Here is a 25,790-nt window from a genome sequence, read left to right on the forward strand (position 1 = left end):
GCACCGCCAACGTACGTGAGGGGAACCCTCAGGGAATCTGATTCCCTCAGGGTTCCCCTCACGTACGACAAACCGGCGTCCGCCGCCTCTGGGCAAGTAGGTCACAGCGCCGGGACTTCCGGCGCGCTCCGCACCGTCGTCACCTCCGCAGCGGGCCGCCGCGCGGTCATCCGAGTCGGCAGCCCGTACCCGACGCGCAGCAGCGTGTGCACCTGTCCGAGCCCGCGGAACGCCTCCAGCAGCCGCGCCCGCGTCGACCGGGCTTCGAACGGCTGGGACAGGAACGACGTCGCCAGCCCCTCGGCGGTAGCGGTCAGCAGGACGCGCTCCATGATCATCCCGCCGCGGACCTCGGCCGCGGTCCCCTGGTCTCGCGTCAGCACCGCGGCCAGCACCGGGTCCTGCTCGAACTGCCGCGGCGGAATCGACTGGTTCTCGTGCGACGCGCGGAGTGACACCACGCCCGGCACGTCGGCGGGCGGCCCGAACGCTGCGGTGGGCACGCCGTCCGGGGAGTCCGGTTCGCGGCCCGTCCACTTCGCGGCCTCGGCCCGGAATGCCACGTCCGTGGCCTGTTCGGTTTCCGCCCGCCGGATAAGCGCGGACACCTGCGCGTAGCGGCCCGAAGCGTCCAGGAACTCGAGCTGGCCGCCCTCGCCCAGCGCGGCCGAGCGCAGCAGCGACCGCACGGACACCGGCACTCCCCGGTCGGACAAGGGCCGCCGGTTGGTGTGCCGCCGGAAGATCGCTTCGGCGAGCCGACGGTCCACGGTGGACGGACGGGTGTTGCCCTCGATCGCCACCACCGCCAGCAGATCGCGGTCGGCCTCGTCCGGAACGATCCGCACCCGGCTGCGAACGCCGTTCACCCGCAAGGAGAGCAGCAGATTGCACACCGCCGCCCCGCAGGACAGCCGCGCCTCGCGCCCGGCCGGGTCGGCGACCGGCAGGACGCGTTCGCGGTCCAGCCGCACCTCGATCCGAGGCCCGTCGACGACGAACCGCCACGGCTGGGTGTTCTGCGGGGACGGAGCGCGCACCGCGGCGGCGAGCGCTTGGTCGACGGCGAGGGGCAGGAAAACGTTCATGGCAGTCTCCGGGTGAGGGGGCACTGAACCGAGCGTCGCTTCCGGAGGCCCTCGCGAAGTAGCGGAGCCTGTCCCGAATTCGAGGGACCAACGGCCCTGACCACGGTGCTCGGCTGGGCCGGCCGGGGGGTTATTCGGGGCGGCTGGGACCGTCGAGGCGGAGCAGGTCGCCCAGCGGCAGCCGAGGCGACGACGGGGCCGCCGAAACCGGGTGCCCGCACCGGAAGCGTGCCGCGGCCGACGCCGGGCTGCCGCGCGGGCGGCGGCTCCTCCCGCGCCGAAGATCACCGGCTCCACCACCGCCACTCCCGCACCTCGGGCAGATCCTCGCCGTACTCGGTGATCCAGTGCCGGTGCCGTTCCTGCGTGCGCGTCATCCGCTGCCGCAGCGGGCCGGTCGTCGCGAGGAGGCCCGGCACCCGGTCCAGCACGTCGATCACCAGCTGGAAGCGGTCCGTCCGGTTGCGCACCAGCATGTCGAACGGCGTGGTCGTAGTGCCGTGTTCGGTGTAGCCGCGGACGTGGAGTCCGGCGTGGTTCGTCCGGCGGTAGGCGAGCCGGTGGATCAGCCACGGGTACCCGTGATAGGCGAAGATCACCGGCCGGTCCGGGGTGAACAGCGCGTCGAACTCCCAGTCGCTCAGTCCGTGCGGGTGCTCCGCTTCCGGCTGCAGCCGCATCAGGTCCACCACGTTCACTACGCGGACCGCCAGTGAAGGCAGTTCCTCGCGCAGGATCGCCGCCGCGGCAAGGATTTCCAAAGTAGGCGCATCGCCCGCGCACGCGAGCACGACGTCCGGTTCGCGGTCGGCGTGGGTGCTGGCCCATTCCCAGATTCCGAGGCCCCGCGCGCAATGCAGGGCGGCTTCCTCCGCGTCGAGCCAGTCCGGGGTTTCGTTCTTGCCCGCGACGACCACGTTGACGAGGTCCCGGCTGCGCAGGCATTGCGCGGCCACTTCCAGCAGTGTGTTGGTGTCCGGCGGGAAGTACACCCGCACAACCTCCGGGGCCTTGTTCGCCACGTGGTCCACGAAACCCGGGTCCTGATGGGAAAACCCGTTGTGGTCCTGTCGCCAGACATGCGAGGTCAGCAGGTAGTTCAGCGACGCCACCGGCCGCCGCCACGGGATCTCGCGGTGCACGCGCAGCCATTTGATGTGCTGGTTCACCATCGAGTCGACGATGTGTGCGAACGCCTCGTAGCAGGAGAACAGCCCGTGCCTGCCGCTCAGCAGATAGCCCTCGAGCCAGCCCTGGCACAGGTGTTCCGAGAGCACCTCCATGACGCGTCCGTCCGGCGCGAGGCGGTCGTCCGGCGGGCCGGTCGGCAGCTCCCAGGTTTTCGCGGTCACGTCGTACACCGCGTCGAGCCGGTTCGACGCGGTTTCGTCCGGGCCGAACAGCCGGAAGTTCGCGCGTTCGGCATTGCGGCGGAACACTTCCCGCAGGAAACGGCCCAGCGCGCGGGTCGGTTCCGAAGCCCGCTCTCCTGCCGCGGAAACCTGCACAGCGTGCTCGGCTACCGACGGAAGCGAGAGCGGACGCAGCAACACGCCGCCGTTCGCGTGCGGATTCGCGCCCATCCGCCGGGGGCCGCGCGGGATCAGGGCGGTGACCGCCGCGACCGGGCGGCCCGCGGAGTCGAACAACTCCTCCGGCCGGTAGGACCGCATCCAGTTCTCCAGCTGCCGCAGGTGCGCCGGGTCCTCGCGCACCCGGGTCAGCGGGACCTGGTGCGCCCGCCAGGTTCCCTCGACCTGCTGACCGTCCACTGTGGCCGGTCCGGTCCAGCCCTTCGGCGACCGGAGCACGATCATCGGCCACGCACCCGCGCCGTCGCGACGCAGCACCGCCAAGTCCGCGACCACCGCGTCCAGAGCGGCGGCCATCGCCTGGTGCATCGTCGCGGGCTCGTCGCCCTCGACGTACACCGGAGCCCAGCCCGCGCCGCGCAGCAGCGAGTCCAATTCGGACGGCGGGATCCGGGACAGCACCGTCGGATTCGCGATCTTGTAGCCGTTCAGGTGCAGGATCGGCAGCACCGCGCCGTCGCGGCGCGGGTCGAGGAACCGGCTGGCCTGCCAGCTCGCCGCCAGCGGACCGGTCTCCGCCTCGCCGTCGCCGACGACGCAGGCGACGAGCAGGCCAGGGTTGTCGAACGCGGCGCCGAACGCGTGCGCGAGCGAGTAGCCCAGTTCGCCGCCCTCATGGATCGATCCGGGCACGTGCGGGGACACGTGGCTCGGCACCCCGCCGGGGAACGAGAACTGCCGGAACAGCCGGTCCATCCCCTCCTCGTCCCGCGAAACCTCCGGCCACAGCTCGGAATAGCTGCCCTCCAGCCAGGTGCTCGCCAGCAGCGCCGGGCCGCCGTGCCCCGGCCCGGTCACGAACATCGCGTCGAGGTCGTGCGCCAGGATCGCGCGGTTGAGGTGGGCGTAGGCGAAGTTCAGGCCGGGCGAGGTGCCCCAGTGCCCCAGCAGCCGGGGTTTCACCTGCGCGGCGGTCAGCGGGTCCCGCAGCAGCGGGTTGCCCATCAGGTAGATCTGGCCCGCCGCGAGGTAGTTCGCGGCTCGCCACTGGGCGTCGACCTGCGCCAGTTCCTCTTCGGTGAGCGTCGCGACGGGGATCTCGGTCGCGGTCACTGCTTCCACTCCGGGCGGACCACGAGCACCGGGCAGGACGAGTGGTGGACCATCGCCTGGCTCGTCGACCCGAGCAGCATCCCGGCGAACCCGCCCCGCCCGCGGCTGCCGACGACGAGCAGTTGCGCCCGGTCGGATTCGTCGAGCAGCACGTGCCGCGGCCGGTCCCGGGCCAGCTTCCGCCGCACCTCGACGTCCGGGTACTTCTCCTGCCAGCCCGCGAGCCGCTGCGCCAGCAGCCGTTCCTCGGTCGGCTGCAAGGTTTCCCACTGCGGCATCAGCCGCGCCGTGCTGTCGGTCGAGTCGTAGACCACGTCGACCCAGGCATGCACCGCGACCAGCGGGACCTGCCGGAAACTGGCCTCCTCGAACGCCGCCTCGATCGCCGCCTCGCTGTTCGGGCCGCCGTCGACGCCGACCACCACGGGTCCGTCCTCCGGAACCGGTCCGTCGCCGTGCTTGCCGCGGATCACCGCCACCGGGCAACCGGCGTGGCTGACGACCGCCGCGGTCGTGGCTCCCACGAGCATGCCGGTGAATCCGCCGGTCCCGGTGCGGCCGAGCACGACCATCCGGGATCGGTGAGAACGGGCGATCAGCAGGGCCGCTGCCGAATCGGTCAGCACTTCGCTGTCGATTTCCAGCGAGGCATCCACCGAAAGCGCCAGTTCGCGCGCCTCGGCCACGATCCGCTCGCCGCCCTCCCGGATGCCTTCGAAAAGCACCTCGCTCCCGGCGAGACCGCCCCCGTACACGAGCCCGGCCAGCTGCAGGCAATGCACGAGTTCCAGTTCGAGATCGCGTGCCGAGGCAAGCCGGGCGGCCCAGCGGACCGCGTCCGCCGACCCCTCCGAACCATCGACTCCGACGAGCACCGTGCGGGTCTGGTCAGTCATCTTCCCACCTCCTGTTCCGCGGACACGGTGTCCGCTCCGACCACGCCGGGCACCGCCAGTGCCAGCAGCGTCGCGACGTGGCGATCGGTTTCGTCGTCGAAGAGGTCGGCGATCCGCACGATCCCGTCGTGCACCTCGACCTTCCAGCGGCCGGTCCCGCCGTAGATCTCCAGCCGGTGCCGCACGTCCGCGGCGATCGCCTGGTCTTCCCGGGCGAGCACGCGCACGACGTCGCCGCGCGTCACGATCCCGATCACCCGGCTGCCGTCGACGATCGGCATCGCCCGGATCCGCGCGTCCACCAGTGCCTGGCACAGATCGGCCACGTCGGTGCCGGACGACATCGCGGTCGCCGGAGAGGTCATCACCGCGCCGACGGTCGTGTCGATCGCGCCCGGGTGGTACGGGTGCCGGTACTCCGACCGCGGGTCCACCGGGATCCGGCAGCGGATCAGGTCAGCCTCGGTGACGATGCCGATCAGTCGGTCGTCGTCGTCCACCACCGGAAGCGCGGTGAACCCGTGCTCGGACAGGATTTCCGCCGCCTCCTTGGCGGGCGTCCACGGATGCACCGTCTCGACCGGTGCGGACATCAGATCGCGTGCGCGCATCAAGTCCGTCCTTTCCTTGTGCTGATTCGAAAATAGGCAACGGAACCGCTTCGGCACGCCGGTCCGGAGTCACCGGCGGGAAGGACCAACGTCCTCAGCGCAGCAGCGGGGCCAGCTGCCGGTACGCCTTGCGCCACGCGGCGGGCAGCTGCTCGGCGCACTGGCCGGCGCAGCGGATCTCGGCTTCCAGCACCAGGGCGTGGGCCCTCGACGCTTCTCCGGACTCGACGAGCTCCCGCAGCCTGCTTTGCGCGACCATGGCGTCCTGGTATTCGCCCAGCAGTTCCTGCAAGCCTCGCAAGCTCTTCAGCACCTCGGCCCGATCGACCGGCAGGGCCGGGGCGGCCGCCTCGACCGCGTACCGGAGGCGCTTTCGCCGCCGGTCGCCGTGCTCGCTTCCCTTGTGCGCCAGCGCTTTGTTCAAGAAGCACGTTTCCCGGCCACCCGTGTCAGGCGACGTCGTCCCACACGTAGTCGAGGCCGTTGCAGACCGCGACGACGCCGGGGACGGCTTCGATCAGCCGGGTGACCGGGGCGATCTCGCTGCGCCGCTCCACGCGCCCGGCGACGGTGACCACTCCGGCGCGCACCATGGCGCGGGCGCGGTCCGGGCCGAGGTGCAGCGTCTCGTACAGCACGCCGGTCACCACGTCCCGTTCGATCTCGGGGTCCGGCCGGGTCAGCACGCGCAGCGCGTCGCGCCGGGTGACGACCCCCCACCGGACGGCCGTCGGTCACGACGAACAACCGCCGCAGCCCGGTTTTCTCCAGCTTCGCGGCCGCCGCGGACACAGTGTCGTCGGCATCGATCGTGACGACCGGACTCGTCATCACCTCGCGCGCGCTCCGCCCCTCGGCCTGCCGCGCTTCCCTCCGGCGCCACCACGGGAAATGACCGCCTCGCAGCATCGGCAGCAAGTCCTTTTCGGACACCACGCCGACGAGCGTCCCCGCGTGGTCCACCACCGCGACCGCGCTGATCCCTTCCTTGGCCAGCATGGCGGCGATTTCCTTCACCGGCGTCTCGGCCCGCACGCGGGCCGGGCGGGCGGTCATCACCGCAGGGGAAACGCCCCGGCACGTCGGTCCGGAGTCATCGGCGCGAAGGACCAATGTCCTCGGTGGCAGAACGAGGTCAGGCCCGTACCGAGACCAGTCTCGTGCGAACGTCGTTGACCGACGGTCCTCCGGTGAAGCACCAGACGGCGATGACCGGGTCGCAGATCGCGCAGCCCAGCGACGAGGTGTGCGCGAACGGGAGAATCGGCGCGCCCTTGAGGTGGTGCAGCACATCGAGGGCCGTGTGCAGGAGCCAGGCGATCCCGATGAACGCCCAGGATTTCAGGCCGCGGTAGGCGCAGTAGGTCACCGCGGCGGTGAAAACCAGTTCCACGGGGCCGAAAGCGCCGCTGCTCAGGTAAGCGGCTCCGGCGCCAGCGACCATGATCGCGTTGAAACTTCGGCGCTGCGGCTCGGCGAGGAACGAGTTGAGCAGTGTGTAGACAATGCCGACGAGAACGGCGGAAACAATGATCACAATCCGACGCTAGGACGGCGGGCCCGAGTGCATAACCCGCCAGAAAGCCAATTTCCGCCGGTTTCCCGCCAACAGCGCACCGTGCCCGCGGACTCCGGTGCTGTGTTCACCGATCTCCGGCGGCTTTGGTCCCGGCCCGCACGACGAGCACCGGGCATTCGGCGTGGTGCAGCAGCGCGTGACTCGTCGACCCGAGCACCATCCCGGTGAACCCGCCCCGCCCGCGGCTGCCCAGCACCACCAGCGAAGCCCGGGAGCTCCATTCGATCAGCCGGTCGCGCGGCCGGTCCTGCTCCACGATCTTCTCGACCCGCACGTCCGGATAGAGCGCGCGGTAGCCGGACAGCCGTTGCGCCAGCAGCCGGTGCTCGGCTTCCCTTGCCTCGAAAGGAAAATCGCGGTCGCCGAACAGCCGGGCGCGGTCGGCATCGAGCCACGCGTGCAGCGCTACCAGCGGCACGCCGTGCACCGCGGCCTCCTCGAAAGCGCAGCCGATCGCCGCGTCGCTGAGCGGGCTTCCATCGACGCCCACGACGACCGGGCCCTCGGGGCGGACCGTGCCCCGGACGACCACGACCGGGCAATGCGCGTGCGCGGCCAGGTCGATGTCCGGCGAGCCCGCGAGCAGCCCGGACAGCGTGCCGGTCGGTTCTCCCAGCACCAGCAGCCGCGCTTTCGCCGAGGCTTCCCGCAGCGCGACCTCGGGACCTGCCGGGCTGGTCTCGACGGCGATCCGGACGCGCGGCTCAACCTCCGCGAGGTCGTCCCGGACGGTCTGCAGCAGTTCCTCCGCGGCGGTTTCCTTCGCCTCCAGCCAGTCCACCGGCGGGTACCGGCCACCGGCGAAGCTGCCGTCCGCGAACCCGAACGCCACCAGGACCGTCAGCGGCACGTGCCGCACGACTGCCTCGCGCGCCGCCCACCGGGCTGCCGCCGCGGCGGACTCGCTCCCGTCGACCCCGACCAGCACCGGGTCCGTGTTCATCGCCGTTCCCACCACTTCTCGCCGAGGACTTCGGCCACGCCGCGGCGCAGGCTCCACGGTGCCACCCGGGTCGACCGCCCCAGCCGGAGCAGCGCCTGCGGGAACCCGGCGAGCTGGTAGTCCTCGCACAACGCCGAACGCACCTCGGGCACCCGCAACGGCTGCGTCAGCACCGCGCCGGCAAGGCCGAGGGTGACCCCCTCGAGCCAGCAGCGCTCCAGTGCGTAACCGGCGCGGATGTGGTTGACGCGCGCGTCGTCGGCGGTCGTGAACAACAGCAGGGTTTCGGCCTCGAGCCGTTCCCGCAGCAAGACCGAATCCGGTATGACCGTCGCCCGGCGCACCAGCCCGGCCCACGGGACTTCTCCGGGCGGCAGCGCGGAGAACCGGATTCCCGCGCCGTGCCGGTGCGCGGCCTCGTCCCGGATCGTCCAGAGCTCGAGCTCGCGCTGGTAAGCGCTGTCGTCCTGGAGCGCGCGGGCAGCGTGTTCGAAGAACCTCGCCATCCGCTCCGTCCCGCCCAGCCGGGTCGCCTCGACGCCCGTCGTCACCGCGGCCGCGACGACCCGGGCGGTCTGCTGCGCGCTGACCGGCAGCCCGGTGAACGCCCCGCGGTGGCTCCGCCGCACCATGATCGCCCCGTAGCGCTGAAGCTCCTGGTCAGTCGGCGACAGCGGCTCCGCCGCCTCGACCCGTGCGACGAGGTCGGGCTGCTCCGGGTCCGGCAATACCGCTATTTCGGCCCGGCGGCCGAGGACCCGCACGGCCAGCTCGAGGTTCGCGAGCGCCGTTCCGCACGACATCGCCAGGTCACGGCGGCGGGGATCACGCTGTGGGAGGGTGCCGTCGGTGTGCTCCCGCAGCAGGACCGCACCGTCGGCCAATTCGATCCGCCAAGGCTGTGTGTTGTGCACCGAGGGGGCGCGCAGGACTGAGCGACCCAGCACTTCCGCTTCGGCGAGCGTCCACTCGGCGGACCAGGAGCTGGTCGCCGCGGCTGTCTTCTCCATAGCGGTCACTCCTGTCGTAGCGAACACCTTGAGCCAACCCCGGACGGCCCCCTCCGCGCTCCGGCCGCAAGCCACCGGGTCAAGGGACCAACGTCACCGGCTGGGCGGCCGGGTCCAACGGCACCGCCGGGAGGACCAAGCGCGCTTTCCCGCCCGCCCACGCGCCCGCGAGGGTGGGCGGCATGACCGAATCCGAACCGTGGGCCGCAGTACGGGAAACGCACAGCGGCGCGGTCTTCTTCGCCGGGGACCGGGCGTGGAAACTCAAGAAGCCCGTGGACCTGGGCTTCCTCGACTTCACCGATCCGGGCGTGCGCGAGCGCGTCTGCCGCCAGGAGGGCGCCGGATGCCGGACGACCGGCGGCTGTCCGGCCTGGTGCGGCGCCGGGGTGCGCATCACGTCGGCAGCCGTCCGGCCCCGCGCTCGCGCCCAGCCGCGACGGCGGCGCGAAGAGGCGAAAAGGCCTGGCCTCGGTCCTTCGGGCCGAAGCTGTCGTCCACGAGCACCGCCCGCGCGGAATGGTCCCAGGCGAACGCGACGCCGGTCATCTCGCCGCTCCGGCAGGCTTCGGGATCGAAGCCGCTTCCCGGCAGGTTGCCAGCAGGCTCTCGGCGTCGGTCACCGTGACCCGGTGCGCCAGCCCGGCGCGCACCGTCACCGGGAGCCCCGGTTCCGGCGGGACGAGCACCACCGGGACGAGCGCCCGCAGCGCGCACACGATCCCGAACTCGCGCGTCGTGATCTCGTCCCCGGCACCGCGGACGTCCACGGCGAGCACCGGCGGATCGGCGCGGTCGTCGAGCGGGCACGTTGTGCCCGGCCCGAGGGCGAGGCAGAACCCTTCCCGCGTGTGGCACCGGCTGACCCGGCACCCGTTGTCCCGCAACGGCTGGTAAAGCGCGTCGCAATCACCGAACTTCGCTTCGGTCAGCAAGACGTGCACGGCTCGGTTCACCTCCCGGGTCCGCCAGCACGGCTTCCGCGCCGCGGGCTAGTTCCAGATCTTCACGAGCGCGGACCACGAGCACCGGCGCCGCCGAATCCAGCCCGCTGATCACGCGATCGCCATCGACGCGTTCGAGCGGCCCCACGCACAGCCCCAGCACGCCGAGACCGCGCGCGACCTCGGCGACGGTCTCCGGCTGGTGCTCCGCGACTCCGCCCGTGAACACCAGCGCGTCCAGCCGGTCGAGACTCATCGCGGCGGCACCGATCTCCCGGCGCAGCCGGTGGACGTAGACGTCGACCGCCAGCGCGGCGTCGACGTTCCCGGCCGCGACGGCCTCTCGCACCTCTCCGAGATCGCCGCTGGTCCCGCTCATCCCGGCGAGCCCGGACCGGTGGCACAACGCATTGGCCAGTTCGTCGGGTCCCATCGGCGCGGTTTTCATGACGTGCAGCAGCAATCCCGGGTCGATCGAACCGGACCGGGTGGCCATCGCCGGCCCCTCCAGCGGGGTGAACCCCATCGACGTGTCCACGCTCCGCCCGCCGCGCACGGCGGTCACCGACACCCCGGCGCCGACATGGGCGCACACCAGCCGCAGCCCATCGACCGGCCGGCGCAGCAGGTCCGCGGCCCGGTGCACCGCGTACCGCACCGACAACCCGTGGAAACCATAACGGCGCAACCGGTTCTGCCGCGTCCACTCACGCGGCAGCGGATAGCGCGCGGCCGCCTCGGGCAGGTCCGCGTGGAACGCCGTGTCGAAGCAGGCCACCACCGGCACACCGGGCAGCAGCTCCCGGACCTGCTTCGTGACCTCCAGCGAGAAGGGCTGGTGGATCGGAGCGAGCGGAACGAGCCGCTCGAGGTTCGCGACCACCCGCTCGGTCACCAGAACCGGCTTCTTCTGCGCGCCGCCATGGACGAACCGCACCGCCACCGCGTCCGGCCGCGGCCAGCGCTCCACGGCGTCGGCGACCGCACGGGACATCCCGCTCTGCCAGGCGGCCCAGCCGACCGCGGCGCCCTCGTGCACGACCGCGGCCTTCAAACTGGACGAACCAGGGTTCAACGTCAGGATTCGCACTGGGGTTCTCCTCGCGTTCGGTCAGCCGGACAGCTTGCGCAGGTACGGATCGGCGGGCTTCCGGCGCTCCAGCCGGATCCGGACGTCGAGCGCGGCACAGCCGTCCGGCCGAGAGCCACTCGTCCTGAAAGCGACGCTAAGGCTGCGCGAACCGCGGTCGCTGCGGGCGGACGTCCGCGCCGGCGGAGTCTTTGGTCCCACCGGGCCGCCGGCGCCAACGCGAACGCGGCCACCGCGGCGAGCAGCAGCGTTTCGCCCGGCGGCCGTTTCCGCCACCATGTCATGACGTCTCCCCGGCGGTTCCGCTCCGGTCCACTGTGGACTGTGTCACTCCGCGTGCAGGACAGCTGCTCCGGTGACCCGGTCCGCGGCCAGATCCGTCAGCGCATCCGCCGCCGCGGACAGCGGGTAGGACATCGTCCGGACGTGCAGCTGGTGCGCTCCCGCGAACTCCAGGAACTCCCGCGCGTCCGCCCTCGTGTTCGCGGTGACGCTGCGCACTTGCCGTTCCTGGAAGAGATGCCGCTGGTACTCCAGCACCGGGATGTCCGAGAGATGGATGCCCGCGATCGAGAGCGTGCCGCCGCGGTCCAACGCCGCGAGCGCGACCGGCACCAGTTCCCCGGCCGGGGCGAAGAGGATCGCCGAGTCCAGCGGTTCCGGCGGCGCCTCGGCCGCGTCTCCCGCCGAAGCGGCACCGAGTTCGAGCGCCAGCTTCCGCGCTTCGGGACCGCGGGTCAGCACATGCACCGTCGCCCCGCGCGCGAGCGCCACTTGCGCCGCAAGATGCGCACTGCCGCCGAAACCGTAAATGCCGAGCCGCCCGCCGTCCGGGACCTGGGCCCGCCGCAACGCCCGGTAGCCGATCACTCCCGCGCACAGCAGCGGGGCCAGCTCTTCGTCGGAGTACCCAACAGGCAGCTGATGTGCGTACGCCGCCGAGACGACGGCGTACTCCGCGTAGCCGCCGTCGGCGTCCCAGCCGGTGTACCTCGACTCCGGGCACAAGTTCTCCTTGCCAGACCGGCAATAACGGCATACGCCACAGGTGCCCCGCAACCACGCGATGCCGACCCGGTCCCCCGGCTCGAATCCGCCCGCCCGCGGCGAGACCACCTCGCCGACAACCTCGTGCCCCGGCACCACGCCCGCCCGGTGCACCGGAAGATCGCCCTCCGCCACGTGCAGATCGGTGCGGCACACCCCGCACGCGCGCACCCGCACCAGCAGTTCGCCCTCTCGCGGCACCGGGACCGGCATCCGTTCCCGCACCATCGGCCCGCCCGCCATCGGACCGGGCGCGCGCACCCGCCAGGCCCGCATTTCCACCGTCATCGCGGCTCCTCTCGCCCGGAGTGCCCGTCCAGGATGTCGCCGCGCCCGGTGCCGAGCGACGTCCGCAGGTCCCGCCCGCCCGGGACGTTCGGCTCTTCTCTCCCCGGGAACGTCACGACGGCAGGGCGCACCCGGGCACCCGTCCGTCCACAACGGCCGGAGCCGGTGACCTTCGGCCCTAGTCCCGGCATCCGGCCGGAGCGCAGCCTGAAGCGGGCAGCCGAGAGCCGCCGAAGACCCGGCCGCCGCGAACCGGCGGGCCGGGCATCCGGCGAGAACTCCCTCCAGAGCCGGGCGAACGCCCGAGCCGGAACCGGCTGGCACCCCGCGATCCGCCGTTCCACGCGGCAGCAGAAACGAGAATCGATGACCCTCCAGCCGCTGACCGCCGACCACGAATACCGCCTGCTCTGCGGAATGAGCGCCTATCTCGACGCGGTGAGCGCCGCGGCCGGCGTCGGCCCGGAGTCCTGCACGATGGATCTCGACGCGCCGATGTCGGCGTACCTCGCGCTCGACGGACAGCTCGCCGTCCATCCAGGACGCGACACGGCCCTGGTGTGGGACGAGCGCCACGGCTGGTCGTTCACCATCGAAACCCATTCCGGCGAAGACCTGCTCGTGGTCGCCTACCTCGGCGGCGAGCTGGTGCCGTCGCCTTCCCGCGTCCGGGAATTCGTCCGCGCGGTCCGCGGCCGGACCCGGCGCACGCCCCCGCCCGCGCCGCCGGACCTGAGCAGCGAGCGGGCCGACCTGATCGCCCGCCTTCTCGGCTACCGGGCGCACCAGGACTTGCTCGGCTGAGCGCGCTCAGAAGACCGATCTCGTAGCCGGGGTCGAGCTTCCGCACCGCGTTGTCCGGGCAGCCGCAGAAACAGTTGTCGCAAGCGCGAGCACCACCGTGTCCGCGGCCAGACCCGGTGCGGCAGAACGCCTTCCCGCCCGAGTGCATCGGCCAAGGCAACCCCGCCACCTCTGCCGCACGCCCTGCCGCCGACGGCGACTCCTACTCGTCAGATACCCCCGGGGGCATGCGCAATGCCCCCGGGGGTATCGTGGATCCCGAGGAAAGGAGCAACCGTGCAGCTGAGCTTGTCCCGCACCTACCGAGACGCGGGTTTCGACGACGTGATGGCCAAGACGCGCACCGCGCTCGCCGGCGCCGGTTTCGGCATGCTGACCGAGATCGACGTGCAGGCGACCATGCGCGAGAAGCTCGACGAGCGGATGGAGCGCTACACCATCCTCGGCGCGTGCAATCCGCCGCTCGCCCACCGTGCGCTGACCGCGACCCGCGAGATCGGATTGCTGTTGCCCTGCAACGTAGTCGTCCGCGAGAACGCGACCGGGGGCACGATCGTCGAGGCGATCAATCCCGCGATGATGGCCGAGGTCGCCGCGGAAGCCTCCGCACGGCTCGAATCCGCACTCGACGCACTCGACCGGGAGCTGGCATGACCGACGTGGTGCTCTACGGGGATCCGGTCTGCCCGTTCGCCTGGCTCGCGTACCGCTGGCTCGCCGACGCCGACGCGGAGTTCTCGATGCGGCCGATGAGTCTCGCCGTCCTCAACGAGGGACAGACCGTGCCGGAGTCGCACCGCCAGCGCGTCGAGGACTCGCTGCACGCGGGCCGGGTCCGCGCCGCGATCGAGGACCCGGCCGCCGCCGCCCGGTTCCACGTCGCGCTCGCCCGCCGTGTCCACGAGCAGCGGCAACCAGTCGGCGACGCGGTGCTCCGCGCCGCCTTGCGCGAGGCGGATCTGCCGGAAGAGCTTGCGAGCCAAGCGGATTCCTCCGAAGCGGACCCGGCCGTGCACAGCGCGCACCGGGCGAGCCAGGACGCGCTCGGCGAAACCGGCGGCAGCCCGATCATCGAGATCGACGGCCGGGCGTTCTTCGGCCCGGTGCTCACCGAACTGCCCTCCCCCGCCGAAGGACGCGCCCTCTTCGACGCCCTGCGCGCGACCGCGGCCGTCCCCGCGTTCGCCGAACTCCGCCGGCCCCGCGTCGGCGCGCCGACAATCCCGGAAGGATGACCATGTGCCGTCCCGTTTCGTGCCGCACGTGCGGCAAAACGACCTGGGCCGGATGCGGCCAGCACGTCGACCAGGTCAAGGCGAATGTCCCCGCCGATGAGTGGTGCCCCGGACATCCCGCCGAACCGCGGCCGCCGCGCTCGTGGCCGTGGCGCCGCTCCTGAACCCCTGCGAACTCCAAGGAAGAGGACCTCATGATCGGCGACCAGGACACCGTCACCCAGGTGCGCAACCGCCTCCGCCGCGCGCAAGGCCAGCTAGCCGGGGTCATCTCGATGATCGACGAAGGCCGCGACTGCAAGGACGTGGTCACCCAGCTCGCGGCGGTCTCCCGCGCGCTCGACCGGGCCGGATTCAAGATCATCGCCAGCGGCCTGCGCGAATGCGTCTCCGCGGACGGCGAAGGCAACAAGACCGAGATGACCGAGGAACAGCTGGAGAAGCTCTTCCTCACGCTCGCCTGAGCTGAGCGTCGCCGGCGCGGCCGAGCCGGATCGCCGAAACCAGGAAGAAGATCCCGCCCAGCACCGCGTATCCGGCCACAGTCGCCAGCGACGGATTCGACGCGCCCGCGCTCAGGATGAAGTTCGCCCCGGCCAGCACGGAGATGCCGCCGCTGAGGATCATCGGCCACTGGCCGCCCATCCCGCGCCTGCCCACGGCCACAATCAACTGAACCAAACCGGCGACGACGGCCCAAGCACCCCAAACCCGCAGCACCGCCGGGACACCGGACGCGCTGGCGACCGCGATGCCGATCCCCGCCAGCAGGCTGATCGCGACGTTCGCGTACAACCCGGCGGCACGGGAAGAGCGCGCGTCCACGATCGCGGCGGCGACATCGAACAGCGGATACCCGACGACAAGCACGATCCCGATCGGGCCGACGTGCGACTTCGAGGTGAGGAACAACAGCGCGGCCCAGACGACGGCGAACGCGAACCGGACGAAATACAGCCGACGCAACGGGGCCGCGCTGTCGGCGGCGGGCTTGTCAACGATGGTCACGGTGATCCTTCCGAAACTCAGGTAGAACGAACGTTCTGTCTCTCTGAGCTTGTCGGGACGCCCTGGCCAACGTCAAGAGAGTGGGTCTTTCCGAAGTGTTACGTCGCCGCTGAGCCGAGGCGGAACCGCAGGATGCCCTCGACGCCCTGAAGGAACGTCTCGCCCACCGCAGCCGAGTCAGTCAGGCAGCCGGACGCCATCGCACCGTCGCGAAGCAGCACGAAATGCCGTCCCGCGGGCTCCGGCGGAGTGTCGCCGATTTGTGCGAGCAAGTCCGTGATCGTGCGGAGGAACCATTCCCGGTGCGCCAGGACCGCTTGGTGCACCGGGTGGTTGGGGTCCGGATACTCCGCCGCCGCGTTCAGGAAAGCGCAGCCGCGGAAGTGCGCGGACTGGATGCTCTCCGCGATGAATCCGGCGATGGCGCGCAGTGCGTCGGCCGCGGGCGGGTGGTCGGAGAGGATCTTGCCGATCCCGTCGCGCTCCATCTCGGAGACGCCCTGCAGGTACGCGACGACGAGGTCTTCCTTGCCGGGGAAATGCCGGTACAGCGTGGCCCGGGTGACCTTCGCTTCCGCGACGATCCGGTCGATCCCCACCGAATGGAGGCCTTCGGCGTAGAAGATCCGGGTGGCCGTCGCGAGCAGCCTCGACCGCGCTTCGGACACCTGGACCTTCTGCACCACAAGGCAACGCTAGCAGAGCCGCATTACCCCGCCAGGTGGTCGCCGATCTGGGCGAACACCGCCTCCAGCGGCGGCACCGGAACCGACGGCGACATCACGTGCGATCCGTAGTGCGCGATGACCAGCTCCCGCGCCGGACTGACCTGCAGGCGCTGGCCGTGGATGCCCCGCGCGCCGAAGGTGCCGTGGCCGTCGTCGGTGACCCACCAGAAATTGTGGTAGCCGATCGGGCGAGCGGCACCGGTCGGCAAGGCGCGCTGCGCTGGGCCGGGCGGCACGTTGGTCAGATCGGCGACGACGCGTTCCGGCACGATCTGCCGGTCACCGATCGCGCCGCCGCGACGGAGCATCTCCCCTGTCCGGGCAAGGTCGCGAAGGGTCGCGCTGTAGCGGCCGCAGGCGATCTCCGTGCCGGTGGGATCCAGGCAGTAAGCCCCGTCCTCGTCCGCGCCCAAGCGGGACCAGACTCGTTCGCTCCACAAATCGGCGAGGCTGACCCCGGTCACGCGGCGGAGGGCTTCCGCGACGGCCTCGGTGTTTCCGTTGTCGTAGCGGAATTCCGAACCCGGAGGTGCGACGGCCTGCGCGGTGGCGAGGTGCTCCTTGACGCTCGTCGGGCCGGTGTAGCCAGCGGGCCGGGGCACGATGCCGACGGCGGCGAAATACCGTTGTGCCTCAAGGGGTTTGCAAAACGGTCGTCCGCCGTAGTCCATCACGGTGCCCATGTGCAGCAGGTGGTGGATCGTGGCGTCGCCGAACGCGGTACCGGCGAGTTCGGGAGCGTAGTGGGCCAGTGGCTGATCAGCGTCGAGTACGCCTTCGTCCAGGAGCATCGCGGCGAGCAGTCCGGTCCACGACTTCGCGACCGACGCGGACAGGTGGACGTCGCGGCGCCGCATGCCGTGGAAGTACCGCTCGTACACGATCTGTCCCCGGTGTGCCACCAGGATCGCGTCGGTTTCGGCGCTGGCCAGGAACTCGGTCAGCTTGACCTCCAACGGCCCGACAAGCAGGTTGTCGAGGTCGTGCGGCTCCTCGGGCAGGTCCCAGCGCCGGCCGGAGCCGCGCCACACCCGCCGGGTCGGGCCGGTTTCCCTGGCCCGGGTCATGCCGAATCGGACGAACGCCGGATCGACGTAGCCGCGGCTCCAGTAAGCATTGTCCAGTGTGTACGGGCTGGTCACGGTTTCTCCTTGACTACGGCGAGTGCCGCGATGCGGCGAGCGTCGCGTTCGGGACGGACGAAGAACAGCGCGGCCAGCCCGCCCGCGATCATCAGGCCGCCAGGAATGGCGAAGGCGGTGGCGAAACCGGCGGCCGGTCCGTCGGCGGCCTCGACGAGCCGACCGGTGAGGTAGGGCGCGAGCAGCCCGGCGATCGTGACCAGCGCGACGCTCACCGACAGCACCGCGCCGCGCTGCGCGGGCGGGCTGATCTCGCTGTTGACCGTCTGGCCGTTGGCGAAAGTGACACCGTGGAAGCTGAACGCCACGGCGATCAGGACGATCCGCAGCGCGGGCTGCGTGACCGTCGGAAGCAACACCATCGCCAAGCCCGCCAGGATCAGCACGCAGCCGCCGAGGATGCCGCGGGCGATCCGGCTGGGCACGCCGAGATGCAGCAGCCATTGGGTGATCGCGCCGTGCGTGAAGGTCAGGACCAGCCCGGCCACCCAGGGAATCGTCGTGATCGCGGCGGCCTCGCCGGCACTGTAGCCGAGCGCCATTTCGAGGTAGGACGGCAGCCAGGCGACCATCAGCGTGGACGTCCAGTACGCGCCGAACGCGCCGGTGAACCCGCCGAGCCACGTTCCGGACAGCAGGATCCGCCGGTACGGAACCCGGCTGGCCGGGACCGGCGCCGCACCCGCCGGAGCGTGGTCGACCGGGCCGTCGCGGCCGATCACCAGCCACAGCAGGCACCAGACGCAGCCGACCAGGAACATGGCCAGGAACGCCGCGCGCCAGCCGAAGTGCACAATCACCAGGGTGAGCAGCGGGGTCGCGATCGCCCCGCCCAGCGCGCCGCCGCCGACGATCAGGGCGCTCGGGATGTTGCGCTTGGCGTTGGGAAACCAGCTGTAGGCGGCGTGCAGCGCCATCGGCTGCGCGGGCCCTTCGGCGGCGCCGAGCACGATCCGGCTGATCAGGAGCAGCCCGACCCCGCTCGCGGCGACCACGGACACCTGCGTCACCGCCCAGACCAGCGCGAGCGCCAGGAGGATCCACCTCGTCGAGATCCGGCTCGACGCGAACCCGACCGCCAGCGCGCACACGCTGAACAGGAATAAGAACGCGCTCGACAGCAGGCCGTACTGCGACGGGCTCAGCCCGAACTCGTGCATGATCGGCCGCGCGGCCAGCCCGAGGACGGCCTTGTCGCCGTAGTTGATCAGCATGAACAGCAGCAGCATCGCCACGACCGACCAGCGGCGCAGCCAACTGCTCCCGGCAACGCCGTCCGTCGGCGCGGCCGATCGCGGCCGAGTGCCCGCGGGCTTCATCGCTGGGTCCCGGACGGCAGGAGCAGAGCTTTGGCGATGCCGTTCTTCTGGATCTCCGACGACCCGGTCAGCACCCGGAACATCCGCAGGCGGCGGAACAGCCACTCGACCTCGGCCCCGCGCACGAGCCCGGCCTTGCCGTGGATCTGCACCGCCTCGTCGGCGATGCGGAAGGCGTTCTCCGCGACGAACAGCTTGCACATGAACGCCTCCGTGCTCGGTTTGCTCCCGGAGTCCAATTCGGACAGTGCGTCGTACGTCATGGCGCGCGCGGCGTAGTACGCGGTGGCCATGTCGGCGATCTTGTGCTGGATCGACTGCAGCGCCGCCAGCGGGCCGCCGAAAACCTGGCGGGTGCGGGCGAATTCGATGGTGAGCTCCAGCGCGCGGCGGGCGTGGCCGAGCACCGTCGGACAGTGCAGCAGCCGGTTGGTGGTGACCCGGCCGAGCCCGATGCGCAACCCGTCGCCCACCTGGCCGAGCAGTTGCCGCGGGCCGACATAGCAGTTGTCGAGGATGATGTCGGACTCGATGTGTTGGCCGGACATCGGAACCTCGCCGTCGGCGACGGTGCAGCCCGGCGAGTCCAGATCGACCAGGAACGCCGAGTAGCTCTCGCCCTCCCCCGCCATCCGGGCGACCAGCACGGAGAAGTCCGCGATCGGACCGGCCGAGGAGAACACCTTGTGCCCCGTGATCCGCCAGCCGTCGCCGTCCGGGGTCGCGGTGGTGTGCATGGCCCGGACATCGGACCCGGCATTGGTCTCGGTGAGCGAGAAGCAGCACGCGCGTTCCCCGCGAACCACTGGCAGCAGGTACCGCTCGCGCTGGTCTTCGGTGGCCGTCGTGAAGATCGCGCCAGCGCGCAGCGGGCCGCCCAAATCGCCCAGGACGCAGTGGTAGAGGATGCGGCCGGACGCGCCGACTTCCTCCTTGAGCGCGGCCAGTTCGGTGTAGCTCAGGTCGAGGCCGCCGTACTCGCCGGGCAGGTGGACGCCGTAGAAACCCAGCTCCCGGCAGCGTTTCCACACCGGTTCGATCATGGCCCGGGTCAACGGGGTCTCCGGGGTCAGCCCGAGAGCGGCTTCGTAATCGGCGAGTTCGCCGGACAGGTATTCGCGCAATCGGCCGACCAGCTTCGCCAGTCGCGGATTGTCGTCGTAAGCCGGGGTAAGGGTGAAGGACATGCCGGGCCTCCTCAGTGGACTTTCCGGGCTTCGCCCGCCCAATACTGGTCCCGCACCGCGCGCCGGTCGATCTTGCCGTTGCGGTTCACCGGGAGTTCGTCGGCGAAATCCACCGAACGCGGTTTCTTGATGCGCGCCAGCCGTTCCGCGCAGAACTCGATCAGCTCCTCGGCAGTGATGTCAGATCGGCGGACGACGACCGCCTTCACCGCTTCGCCCCACTGCTCGTCGGGCACGCCCACCACGCACGCCTCGGAAACGGCGGGATGCTCGTAGAGCACGGATTCCACTTCGGTGCAGAAAATGTTGTAGCCGCCGGAGATGATCATGTCCTTCTTGCGGTCCACAATGAACAGATAGCCGTCGGCGCGCAGGTAGCCGATGTCGCCGGTGTACACCCAGCCGTCGCGGAACGTCTCCGCGGACAGATCCGGTTCGTGCCAGTACTCCGTCACGCAGTCCGGCCCGCGAACCACCACCTCGCCGAGTTCCCCGGCGGGCACTGGCTTTCCTTCGTCGTCGACCACCCGGACCTCGGAGTCGAACAACGGCCGACCGGCCGAGGACAGCAGTTCCGGGTCCTCCTCGATCCCGCGCACCACGTCCTGACAGGTCAGCACCGTGACGCCGCTGGTGGTCTCGCCCTGGCCGTACCCCTGCATCACCACGGGACCGAACGCCGCCACCGCGTCGCGCAGCCGCTGCGGCGACACCGGCGCGCCGCCCACCCGCAGGCAGCGCAGCGAGGACACGTCCGCGGTGTGGACGGCGGGATGGGACAGCACCATGTTCAGCATCACCGGCACCAGGAACGTCGAAGTGATCCGCTCCTTCTCGACCGCACGCAGGAATTCCTCGGCGCTGAACCGCGGCAGCACCACCGCGGTCGCGCCCCGCGAAAACGCTGCCAGCAAACCCATTCCGGTAGCGTGTGTGATCGGCCCCGCCGCGAGGTACCGCTCCGCCGCGGACGGCGCGCCTTCCGGACTCATCAGCCGCTTGCGCATGTTCGCCAGCCGGTTCCCGGTCGTCTGCACCGCCGCCTTGAGCTTCCCGGTGGATCCCGACGTGAAGTGCAGGACCGACGGATCTTCCGCATCCACCTCGATCGCGACTGGCTCCGGCGATCCCGCCGCCAGCACGTCGGTGTACGCGCGAACATCCGGTGTGCGGCCGTCGTAGTCGATCAGCTCACATGAGGTCCCGGTGGCCGCCTTCTGTGCCGCGTCGGCGTGCTCGGCATCGAGCAGCAGCACCCGCACGTCCGCGTCGGCCAGGATGTGCTCGACCTCGCCCGCGGACAGCCGCGCACTGATCGGCACGCGCAGGAAACCGCCCTTGTAGCAAGCGATCTCGGTCTCCACGAGCTCCGCACTGTTGCCGGAGAAGGTGGCCACCGCCTGCCCGGGCTCGACGCCGGACGCGAGCAGCGCGGACGCCAGCCGGTTCGTCCGCTCCTCCAGCTCGCGGTAGTTCCACCGCCGCTCGCCGCACACCAGCGCCTGTTGATCGGGCCAGAACGTGCTGGCGCGGGTGACGTAGCTGCCCAGGTTCACGGCGACTCCCTTGGTTCCGTCAGACTGACCAATGCTGAACACTGTGTCTATTAACGGTCGCGGTGTCAACAGTTCGCTACACTCGCGCCCATGCCGACGACTGACCGACGGACGCGCCGCACGCGCGGCCTGCTCCGCGACGCTCTGGTGTCGCTGGTGCTCGAACGCGGATACGCCAACGTGACGGTGGAGGACATCACCGAACGGGCCGACCTGGGCCGCGCGACGTTCTACAGCCACTACCCGGACAAGGACGCGCTGCTGCGGCACGTCGTCGCCGAACTCCAGGAGGACCTGGACGAACGGCTGCGCCCGCTGGTCCCGGCGTCCTCGGTGGGCCACACCGGCAAACCGGCGCTGGAACTGTTCCGGCACGCCCGCGAGAACCGCGACCTCTACCTGCTCATCCTGCGCGGCGAGGGCGACGGCAGGGCGCTGCGGCAGTTCACCGACGCGCGGACGGACGCGGTGCGCGCGGTGTTCAAGTCCCGGGCCGATCACCACGACGTGACCCCGCGCATCGACCTCGGCGTGCTGGCGAGGGCGTGGGTCGGGGAACAGCTCGCCGTGCTGCGGTGGTGGCTCGAAACCGACCCCGCGCCGATGTCGGCGGAAGAGGCCACCGGGATGCTGCAGAATCTTTCGCTGCGCGGGCGGTATTGGGCCAATGGGTTCGAGGGCGATCCGCCCGATCCCGCTCCTACCGGACCCGAGTCCCCATAGCGGCCCATCGCCGGGCGAGTTCTCGGCACGCCGCAACGAGTTCAGCCGGACGGACGTCGGTCGTTTCGGCGTCGAAAGTGGCGAGGATGCCCGCGATCCCGGCCCAGGACCAGGCCCCGAGCGTGAGCCGGCAGTGGTCGGCACCGAGGTCTTCCACCACCGAGCCGCCCGGAGCCCAGCGCGCCACGACGGCCGCGGGCAGATTGAGCCGCGCGGATCCGGTGCACTCCCACTCCGCGGGGGTGTCTCCGCGATCGTGGGTGCTCATCACGAACTGCGCGAGATCGTCGGCAGGCAGCGCGCGGGCCGGGAACTGCTGCGTGGTCGGGCGAACCTGCAGCCGGTCGACCCGCCGCACTCGCCATTTCCGGTCCGTGCGGTCGTATGCGACCAGATACCACCGGGCGGCCCAGACGACCAGGTGATGCGGCTCGATCCGGTGCGGTGGCAGGAAATCCGTGTCACTGGGATCGGCGCGAGTTCCGTCCGGGCGCAGGGTCTCGGCGACCAGCACTCGGCGATGCCGCACCGCGGTTCCGACGGCGGTGAGAGCCGCTGGATCGATCGGCGGTCCGGGAAATTCCCAGTAGTTCCGCAGCCGGGTCAGCCGCAGGGATTCCATCGACGCCCGCAGCGCGGGAGGCATGACCTGATGCAGCGTCTCCCATGCCCGTGCCGAGTCGTCGCCTAAGCCGAACATCGTGCTGGGCGCGGTTTGCAACGCCACCGCGACCGCGAGGGCCTGGCCGTGGTCGAACAGCAACGGCGGCAACGTGTTTCCGGCACCGAGCCGGTAGCCGCCGTCGGGACCGTGCACGGTTTCGATCGAGTAGTCGAGTCCGCGCAGGGTCTCGATGTCGCGGCGGACAGTGCGCTCGCTGGCCTCGAGCCGCGCGGCGAGTTCGCGCAGCGGCCACACCCGTCCGGAGCCGAGCAGTGACAGCAGCCGGAGCGCCCGGTGCGAGGTGTTCGCCATCGTCCCATCATGTACTGGCCACTCGATGTCCACTACCCCGGGCAAGGTGGGGTCCGTTCCAGAAAGAGCGGAAGGACAGTCAGGCATGCGGGTAGTGGTGGTCGGCGGCGGAATCGGCGGTCTCGCGTTGGGCGCGGGATTGCGCAGCCGAGGATTCGAAGTGACGGTGTTCGACCGCGACACCGACGTAACAGCGACCGGCGGTTACCACATCACCTTGGACGACCGGGCACAGTCAGCGCTGGCAGAACTGGTCGAACCAAAGATCATGCAACGGCTGCTCGCGTCGGGCTCGGCCCTGCGGCTCCGCGAACGCGACGCATTCTGGGACCGCCGCGGCCGACTCCTCGGACACGGCCCCGATCTGAGCGGCAGCGGCAGCGTGGACGTCGACCGAATCACCCTGCGCACCCTGCTGGCCGAAGCTGTCGGCGACGATCTGCACCTGGGACGCACCGTCTCCGACGTCAGCGACGACGGCCCGCAGGTCCTCTTCTCCGACGGTGCCCCGGTTTCAGCAGACCTGGTAGTCGGCGCAGACGGCGCCCACTCGGTAGTCGCGCGGCACCTCGCAGGCGGCCCGACCAACCGTCCGGTAGGCATCATAGGTTTCTCCGGCCGCACCCTCCGCCGAGACCTCAGCCTCCCCGAACAGGAACGCTTGCGCTCGCGCTCCGGCACCGCGATCGCCCCGCACGGCGCCGCGCTGTACGTCGGTTTCCTGGACCCGGTCGGCAATGCCGCACTCGACGCGCCCGAACTGCGGATGTCCGTCACCACTGGCCCCACTTACATCTGGGGCGCGATGCTCCCCGAATCTGCCGCAACCGACGCTTTGCGCGCTCTCCGGGGCGGCGAACTGCAGACCGCGATCCTGGAGACGTTCCGCAACCGACGCTGGGCCGAGCGCACCCTCGAAGTCATCGCGAAGGCCGATCCGGACAGCGTCGCCGCCTTCCGCTTCAACGCCGCCTCCACCCGATCGGCCGACCTAGCCCCCTGGCCCACCGGCCGAATCACTGCTCTAGGCGACGCCGTCCACGCCACGCCGCCCACCGCCGGAATGGGCGCAGGCGCAGCGATTCGCGACGCCGCCAGCCTGGTCAAACACCTGTCCGAAACCGACAGCACCACCGCCGTCGCACGGTTCGAAGCCGAAATGCGCGAACGCGGCGGTGAAGTCCTGACCCTGGCGATGAAGACGGTCAAATGGATCCTCGCCACCGACACCCCACTTGGGGCCGCAGCCACCGCCGCACTAACGCCGCTCCTGGCCACAGCCGCCCGACTGCGCCGCTGAGGGCTCAGCCCTGCACCTCCCGAAGCAGCCGCACCGCCTTCGGACCGACGCCGTGCAACGCCAGCAGTTCGGCGTCGGTCCATTCGGCCGTCTGCGCCAAAGTCGTGATCCCCGCACCGTGCAACGCCCGCGTAGCCGGACTCCCGATCGCCTTGGGCAAGTCGCCGACCTCCCCCGCCACGGCCGTCCCCGCAGCAGCCACCGGAGCCGCCAACCGCTTCGGCGCCCGGGCCAGCCACGCCCGGCGCACCCAGTGGTTGAGCTGCTGGCCGTTGAGGTCCCCGATCGGCAACCGGACCCGGCCCGCGCGACCCGGCGCGCGGTCGGGTGTTCCCCGCGCATCTCGTCCGCATCGGACGCAGTCATCCGGAGCACGACCTGGCGGTCCGGTCGCAGGGCAGCGAATTCCTTGCCCTGCACCGTGAACGCGACCGTGCCGTCAACGTCGAGCTCGGCCGTCTCCGGGTAGGACAGGGCGGTTCTGCGGAGCTGCGCCGGTGTCGTCATGGCCCCCAGGCTGGCACGACTGCGCCGCCGAGGCCATTTCGACACCCCCGTCAGACAGTCTCCGCCCCGAGGAAGTCGAACACCGCCTCCCGGAACTCGACCCCCACCAACGCCCCTCGGTGATCCCCCGCGACCTGCCGCAACCGCGCCCCCGGCACCCGCGCGACCAACTGCTCGATCCCGTGCGCCATGAAGTCCTGCCGCCCCGCGAGGAACAACGTCGGCACCGACGGAACCCCCGCCCCCGGATCGAACGGCTCGCTAGCCAACCCCTCGACGAGATTCAACAACGACCCAGCGTCCCCCGCCGCCGCCATGGCAGTAATCGCCCCAGTCAACGGATCGTCCGGCGACGGTCCACCTTGGACAGCCTGGCGCGCGGCCACGAGATCCACCGCCGCGAACGGCTCCTGCGGACTCAACCCACCGAGCACCAACCGCCGCACGGAAACCTTGGGATGCGAAGCAAGATCCCACGCGAGCCGCGCCCCGAGCGAATACCCGACGACGTCGACCTCCTCCGCCCCCGCACACTCCGCCAACGCGTCCACGACCCGAGTCGCGGTGACCTCCCCAGCCTCATTGACCTTGGGCCCGCCAGGATGCCCAGGCAGATGCACCACGATCGTCTCCCGCCCCGCGGCCGCCAACGGATCAGCCCAGTACTCCGCGGGCCAATCGCACGCGGCCGAAGACGCGAACCCATGAATCAGCACCACCGGAGGCCCCGTGACAGGCCGATGGGAAAGCGTGCGAGTGACCGGAAACGCGGAAGTCATTCTACAATCGTAGACAAAACCTGCGACCTGGTCCAGCGTTCCGTGAGGGCCACCCTGAGGAACTCTGATTCCCTCAGGGTTCCCCTCACGACCCGCCGTCGTTCGTGAGGAGCCCCTTCACGGAATCAGACTCCCTCAAGGAGCCCTACACAGACCACCCGCCCACCACTGCCGCCGCCGCTGCCCCCAATGCCACATTGGGCGCTAACCCCACCCGAAACCGCAGCCAGCGCGCCTAACCAACCAGGCCCCCACACCACCCACCCACCCGCACCAGCGCACCCAACTCGAGGTGCACCCAGCCCCTCCCCCGCACCCCGATATAAAGCGTCCCTGCGGTTCGGGGGTGCTTGTCAAGGCATCTTTCCCGCCTTGACAAGCACCC

28 protein-coding genes and 1 pseudogene are annotated in these 25,790 nt (G+C 70.7%); 6 read left to right on the forward strand and 23 right to left on the reverse strand.

What is annotated here, in order from left to right:
* Positions 1–101: 101 nt before the first annotated feature.
* From ACWDNU_RS37855 to ACWDNU_RS37920, 14 genes and pseudogenes are all read right to left on the reverse strand, one after another.
* Entirely contained in the window at positions 102–1,088 is a 987-nt protein-coding gene (locus ACWDNU_RS37855) for an Acg family FMN-binding oxidoreductase (RefSeq protein ID WP_449672383.1), read from the reverse strand.
* 284 nt (positions 1,089–1,372) lie between these two features.
* Positions 1,373–3,733 (reverse strand): phosphoketolase family protein, encoded by a 2,361-nt coding sequence (locus tag ACWDNU_RS37860; RefSeq protein WP_449672384.1) that lies wholly within the window; start codon positions 3,731–3,733, stop codon positions 1,373–1,375.
* A complete protein-coding gene (locus ACWDNU_RS37865; protein WP_449672385.1) occupies positions 3,730–4,629 on the reverse strand; it encodes a universal stress protein in 900 nt (299 codons plus the stop codon). The genes ACWDNU_RS37860 and ACWDNU_RS37865 overlap by 4 nt, the downstream gene beginning before the upstream one ends.
* Positions 4,626–5,240, reverse strand: coding sequence for a CBS domain-containing protein (locus tag ACWDNU_RS37870; RefSeq protein ID WP_449672386.1), 615 nt, complete (start codon positions 5,238–5,240; stop codon positions 4,626–4,628). Before ACWDNU_RS37870 ends, ACWDNU_RS37865 begins: the two co-directional genes overlap by 4 nt.
* Before the next feature lie 94 nt (positions 5,241–5,334).
* On the reverse strand, positions 5,335–5,664 hold the full coding sequence (locus ACWDNU_RS37875) for a CHAD domain-containing protein (RefSeq protein ID WP_449672387.1): 330 nt from the start codon (positions 5,662–5,664) through the stop codon (positions 5,335–5,337).
* 25 nt (positions 5,665–5,689) lie between these two features.
* Positions 5,690–5,926: a BON domain-containing protein gene (locus ACWDNU_RS37880; RefSeq protein ID WP_449672388.1), complete on the reverse strand. Its 237-nt coding sequence runs from the start codon at positions 5,924–5,926 to the stop codon at positions 5,690–5,692.
* Between the two features lie 88 nt (positions 5,927–6,014).
* A pseudogene (locus tag ACWDNU_RS37885) lies at positions 6,015–6,296 on the reverse strand (CBS domain-containing protein); the annotation flags it as partial.
* Between the two features lie 79 nt (positions 6,297–6,375).
* Complete coding sequence (locus tag ACWDNU_RS37890) at positions 6,376–6,774, reverse strand: DUF6010 family protein (RefSeq protein ID WP_449672406.1); 399 nt, start codon at positions 6,772–6,774, stop codon at positions 6,376–6,378.
* A 109-nt stretch (positions 6,775–6,883) separates the two neighbouring features.
* Complete coding sequence (locus tag ACWDNU_RS37895) at positions 6,884–7,762, reverse strand: universal stress protein (RefSeq protein ID WP_449672389.1); 879 nt, start codon at positions 7,760–7,762, stop codon at positions 6,884–6,886.
* The gene (locus tag ACWDNU_RS37900; RefSeq protein ID WP_449672390.1) at positions 7,759–8,772 is read right to left on the reverse strand and encodes an Acg family FMN-binding oxidoreductase; all 1,014 of its coding nucleotides are present in this window, start codon (positions 8,770–8,772) and stop codon (positions 7,759–7,761) included. The genes ACWDNU_RS37895 and ACWDNU_RS37900 overlap by 4 nt, the downstream gene beginning before the upstream one ends.
* 396 nt (positions 8,773–9,168) lie before the next feature.
* Positions 9,169–9,321 carry a hypothetical protein gene (locus tag ACWDNU_RS37905; protein WP_449672391.1) on the reverse strand — a complete coding sequence of 51 codons (153 nt, stop codon included), beginning with the start codon at positions 9,319–9,321 and terminating at the stop codon, positions 9,169–9,171.
* On the reverse strand, positions 9,318–9,716 hold the full coding sequence (locus tag ACWDNU_RS37910) for a hypothetical protein (RefSeq protein WP_449672392.1): 399 nt from the start codon (positions 9,714–9,716) through the stop codon (positions 9,318–9,320). Before ACWDNU_RS37910 ends, ACWDNU_RS37905 begins: the two co-directional genes overlap by 4 nt.
* Positions 9,682–10,806 carry an acetate/propionate family kinase gene (locus ACWDNU_RS37915; RefSeq protein ID WP_449672393.1) on the reverse strand — a complete coding sequence of 375 codons (1,125 nt, stop codon included), beginning with the start codon at positions 10,804–10,806 and terminating at the stop codon, positions 9,682–9,684. Before ACWDNU_RS37915 ends, ACWDNU_RS37910 begins: the two co-directional genes overlap by 35 nt.
* 327 nt (positions 10,807–11,133) lie before the next feature.
* Positions 11,134–12,129: a zinc-binding alcohol dehydrogenase family protein gene (locus tag ACWDNU_RS37920; protein ID WP_449672407.1), complete on the reverse strand. Its 996-nt coding sequence runs from the start codon at positions 12,127–12,129 to the stop codon at positions 11,134–11,136.
* Between the two features lie 378 nt (positions 12,130–12,507).
* Between ACWDNU_RS37920 and ACWDNU_RS37925 the strand changes: the two genes are divergently transcribed.
* From ACWDNU_RS37925 to ACWDNU_RS37940, 4 genes are all read left to right on the forward strand, one after another.
* Positions 12,508–12,945, forward strand: coding sequence for a DUF6292 family protein (locus tag ACWDNU_RS37925; protein WP_449672394.1), 438 nt, complete (start codon positions 12,508–12,510; stop codon positions 12,943–12,945).
* Positions 12,946–13,221: 276 nt separating this feature from the next.
* Positions 13,222–13,599, forward strand: a complete 378-nt coding sequence (locus ACWDNU_RS37930; RefSeq protein ID WP_449672395.1) for a DUF302 domain-containing protein — start codon at positions 13,222–13,224, stop codon at positions 13,597–13,599.
* Entirely contained in the window at positions 13,596–14,180 is a 585-nt protein-coding gene (locus ACWDNU_RS37935; RefSeq protein ID WP_449672396.1) for a mycothiol-dependent nitroreductase Rv2466c family protein, read from the forward strand. The genes ACWDNU_RS37930 and ACWDNU_RS37935 overlap by 4 nt, the downstream gene beginning before the upstream one ends.
* A gap of 194 nt (positions 14,181–14,374) precedes the next feature.
* On the forward strand, positions 14,375–14,644 hold the full coding sequence (locus ACWDNU_RS37940) for a metal-sensitive transcriptional regulator (RefSeq protein WP_370937158.1): 270 nt from the start codon (positions 14,375–14,377) through the stop codon (positions 14,642–14,644).
* On the opposite strand, the gene ACWDNU_RS37945 is transcribed toward ACWDNU_RS37940, so the two are convergent.
* The 6 genes from ACWDNU_RS37945 to ACWDNU_RS37970 form a co-directional block, all read right to left on the reverse strand.
* Positions 14,631–15,188, reverse strand: coding sequence for a hypothetical protein (locus tag ACWDNU_RS37945; protein WP_449672397.1), 558 nt, complete (start codon positions 15,186–15,188; stop codon positions 14,631–14,633). The two genes, ACWDNU_RS37940 and ACWDNU_RS37945, sit on opposite strands and share 14 nt — an antisense overlap.
* Positions 15,189–15,286: 98 nt before the next feature.
* Entirely contained in the window at positions 15,287–15,856 is a 570-nt protein-coding gene (locus ACWDNU_RS37950) for a TetR/AcrR family transcriptional regulator (RefSeq protein ID WP_449672408.1), read from the reverse strand.
* A gap of 41 nt (positions 15,857–15,897) precedes the next feature.
* The gene (locus ACWDNU_RS37955) at positions 15,898–17,058 is read right to left on the reverse strand and encodes a serine hydrolase domain-containing protein (protein ID WP_449672398.1); all 1,161 of its coding nucleotides are present in this window, start codon (positions 17,056–17,058) and stop codon (positions 15,898–15,900) included.
* Positions 17,055–18,377, reverse strand: a complete 1,323-nt coding sequence (locus ACWDNU_RS37960; RefSeq protein WP_449672399.1) for an MFS transporter — start codon at positions 18,375–18,377, stop codon at positions 17,055–17,057. The genes ACWDNU_RS37955 and ACWDNU_RS37960 overlap by 4 nt, the downstream gene beginning before the upstream one ends.
* On the reverse strand, positions 18,374–19,564 hold the full coding sequence (locus ACWDNU_RS37965) for an acyl-CoA dehydrogenase family protein (protein WP_449672400.1): 1,191 nt from the start codon (positions 19,562–19,564) through the stop codon (positions 18,374–18,376). The genes ACWDNU_RS37960 and ACWDNU_RS37965 overlap by 4 nt, the downstream gene beginning before the upstream one ends.
* A gap of 11 nt (positions 19,565–19,575) precedes the next feature.
* Positions 19,576–21,120, reverse strand: a complete 1,545-nt coding sequence (locus ACWDNU_RS37970) for an AMP-binding protein (RefSeq protein ID WP_449672401.1) — start codon at positions 21,118–21,120, stop codon at positions 19,576–19,578.
* Positions 21,121–21,210: 90 nt separating this feature from the next.
* On the opposite strand from ACWDNU_RS37970, the gene ACWDNU_RS37975 reads away from it, so the two are divergent.
* Complete coding sequence (locus ACWDNU_RS37975) at positions 21,211–21,843, forward strand: TetR/AcrR family transcriptional regulator (protein WP_370937164.1); 633 nt, start codon at positions 21,211–21,213, stop codon at positions 21,841–21,843.
* Here ACWDNU_RS37975 and ACWDNU_RS37980 read toward each other — a convergent pair.
* Positions 21,821–22,819, reverse strand: coding sequence for a helix-turn-helix transcriptional regulator (locus ACWDNU_RS37980; protein WP_449672402.1), 999 nt, complete (start codon positions 22,817–22,819; stop codon positions 21,821–21,823). The genes ACWDNU_RS37975 and ACWDNU_RS37980 overlap by 23 nt on opposite strands.
* Before the next feature lie 85 nt (positions 22,820–22,904).
* Here ACWDNU_RS37980 and ACWDNU_RS37985 point away from each other — a divergent pair, with 85 nt between their 5' ends.
* Entirely contained in the window at positions 22,905–24,119 is a 1,215-nt protein-coding gene (locus tag ACWDNU_RS37985) for an FAD-dependent oxidoreductase (protein ID WP_449672403.1), read from the forward strand.
* Positions 24,120–24,123: 4 nt separating this feature from the next.
* On the opposite strand, the gene ACWDNU_RS37990 is transcribed toward ACWDNU_RS37985, so the two are convergent.
* Positions 24,124–24,411 (reverse strand): hypothetical protein, encoded by a 288-nt coding sequence (locus tag ACWDNU_RS37990; protein ID WP_449672404.1) that lies wholly within the window; start codon positions 24,409–24,411, stop codon positions 24,124–24,126.
* Between the two features lie 265 nt (positions 24,412–24,676).
* Entirely contained in the window at positions 24,677–25,405 is a 729-nt protein-coding gene (locus ACWDNU_RS37995) for an alpha/beta fold hydrolase (RefSeq protein ID WP_449672405.1), read from the reverse strand.
* Positions 25,406–25,790 lie beyond the last annotated feature (385 nt).

The organism is Amycolatopsis sp. NPDC003676, from assembly GCF_053587275.1.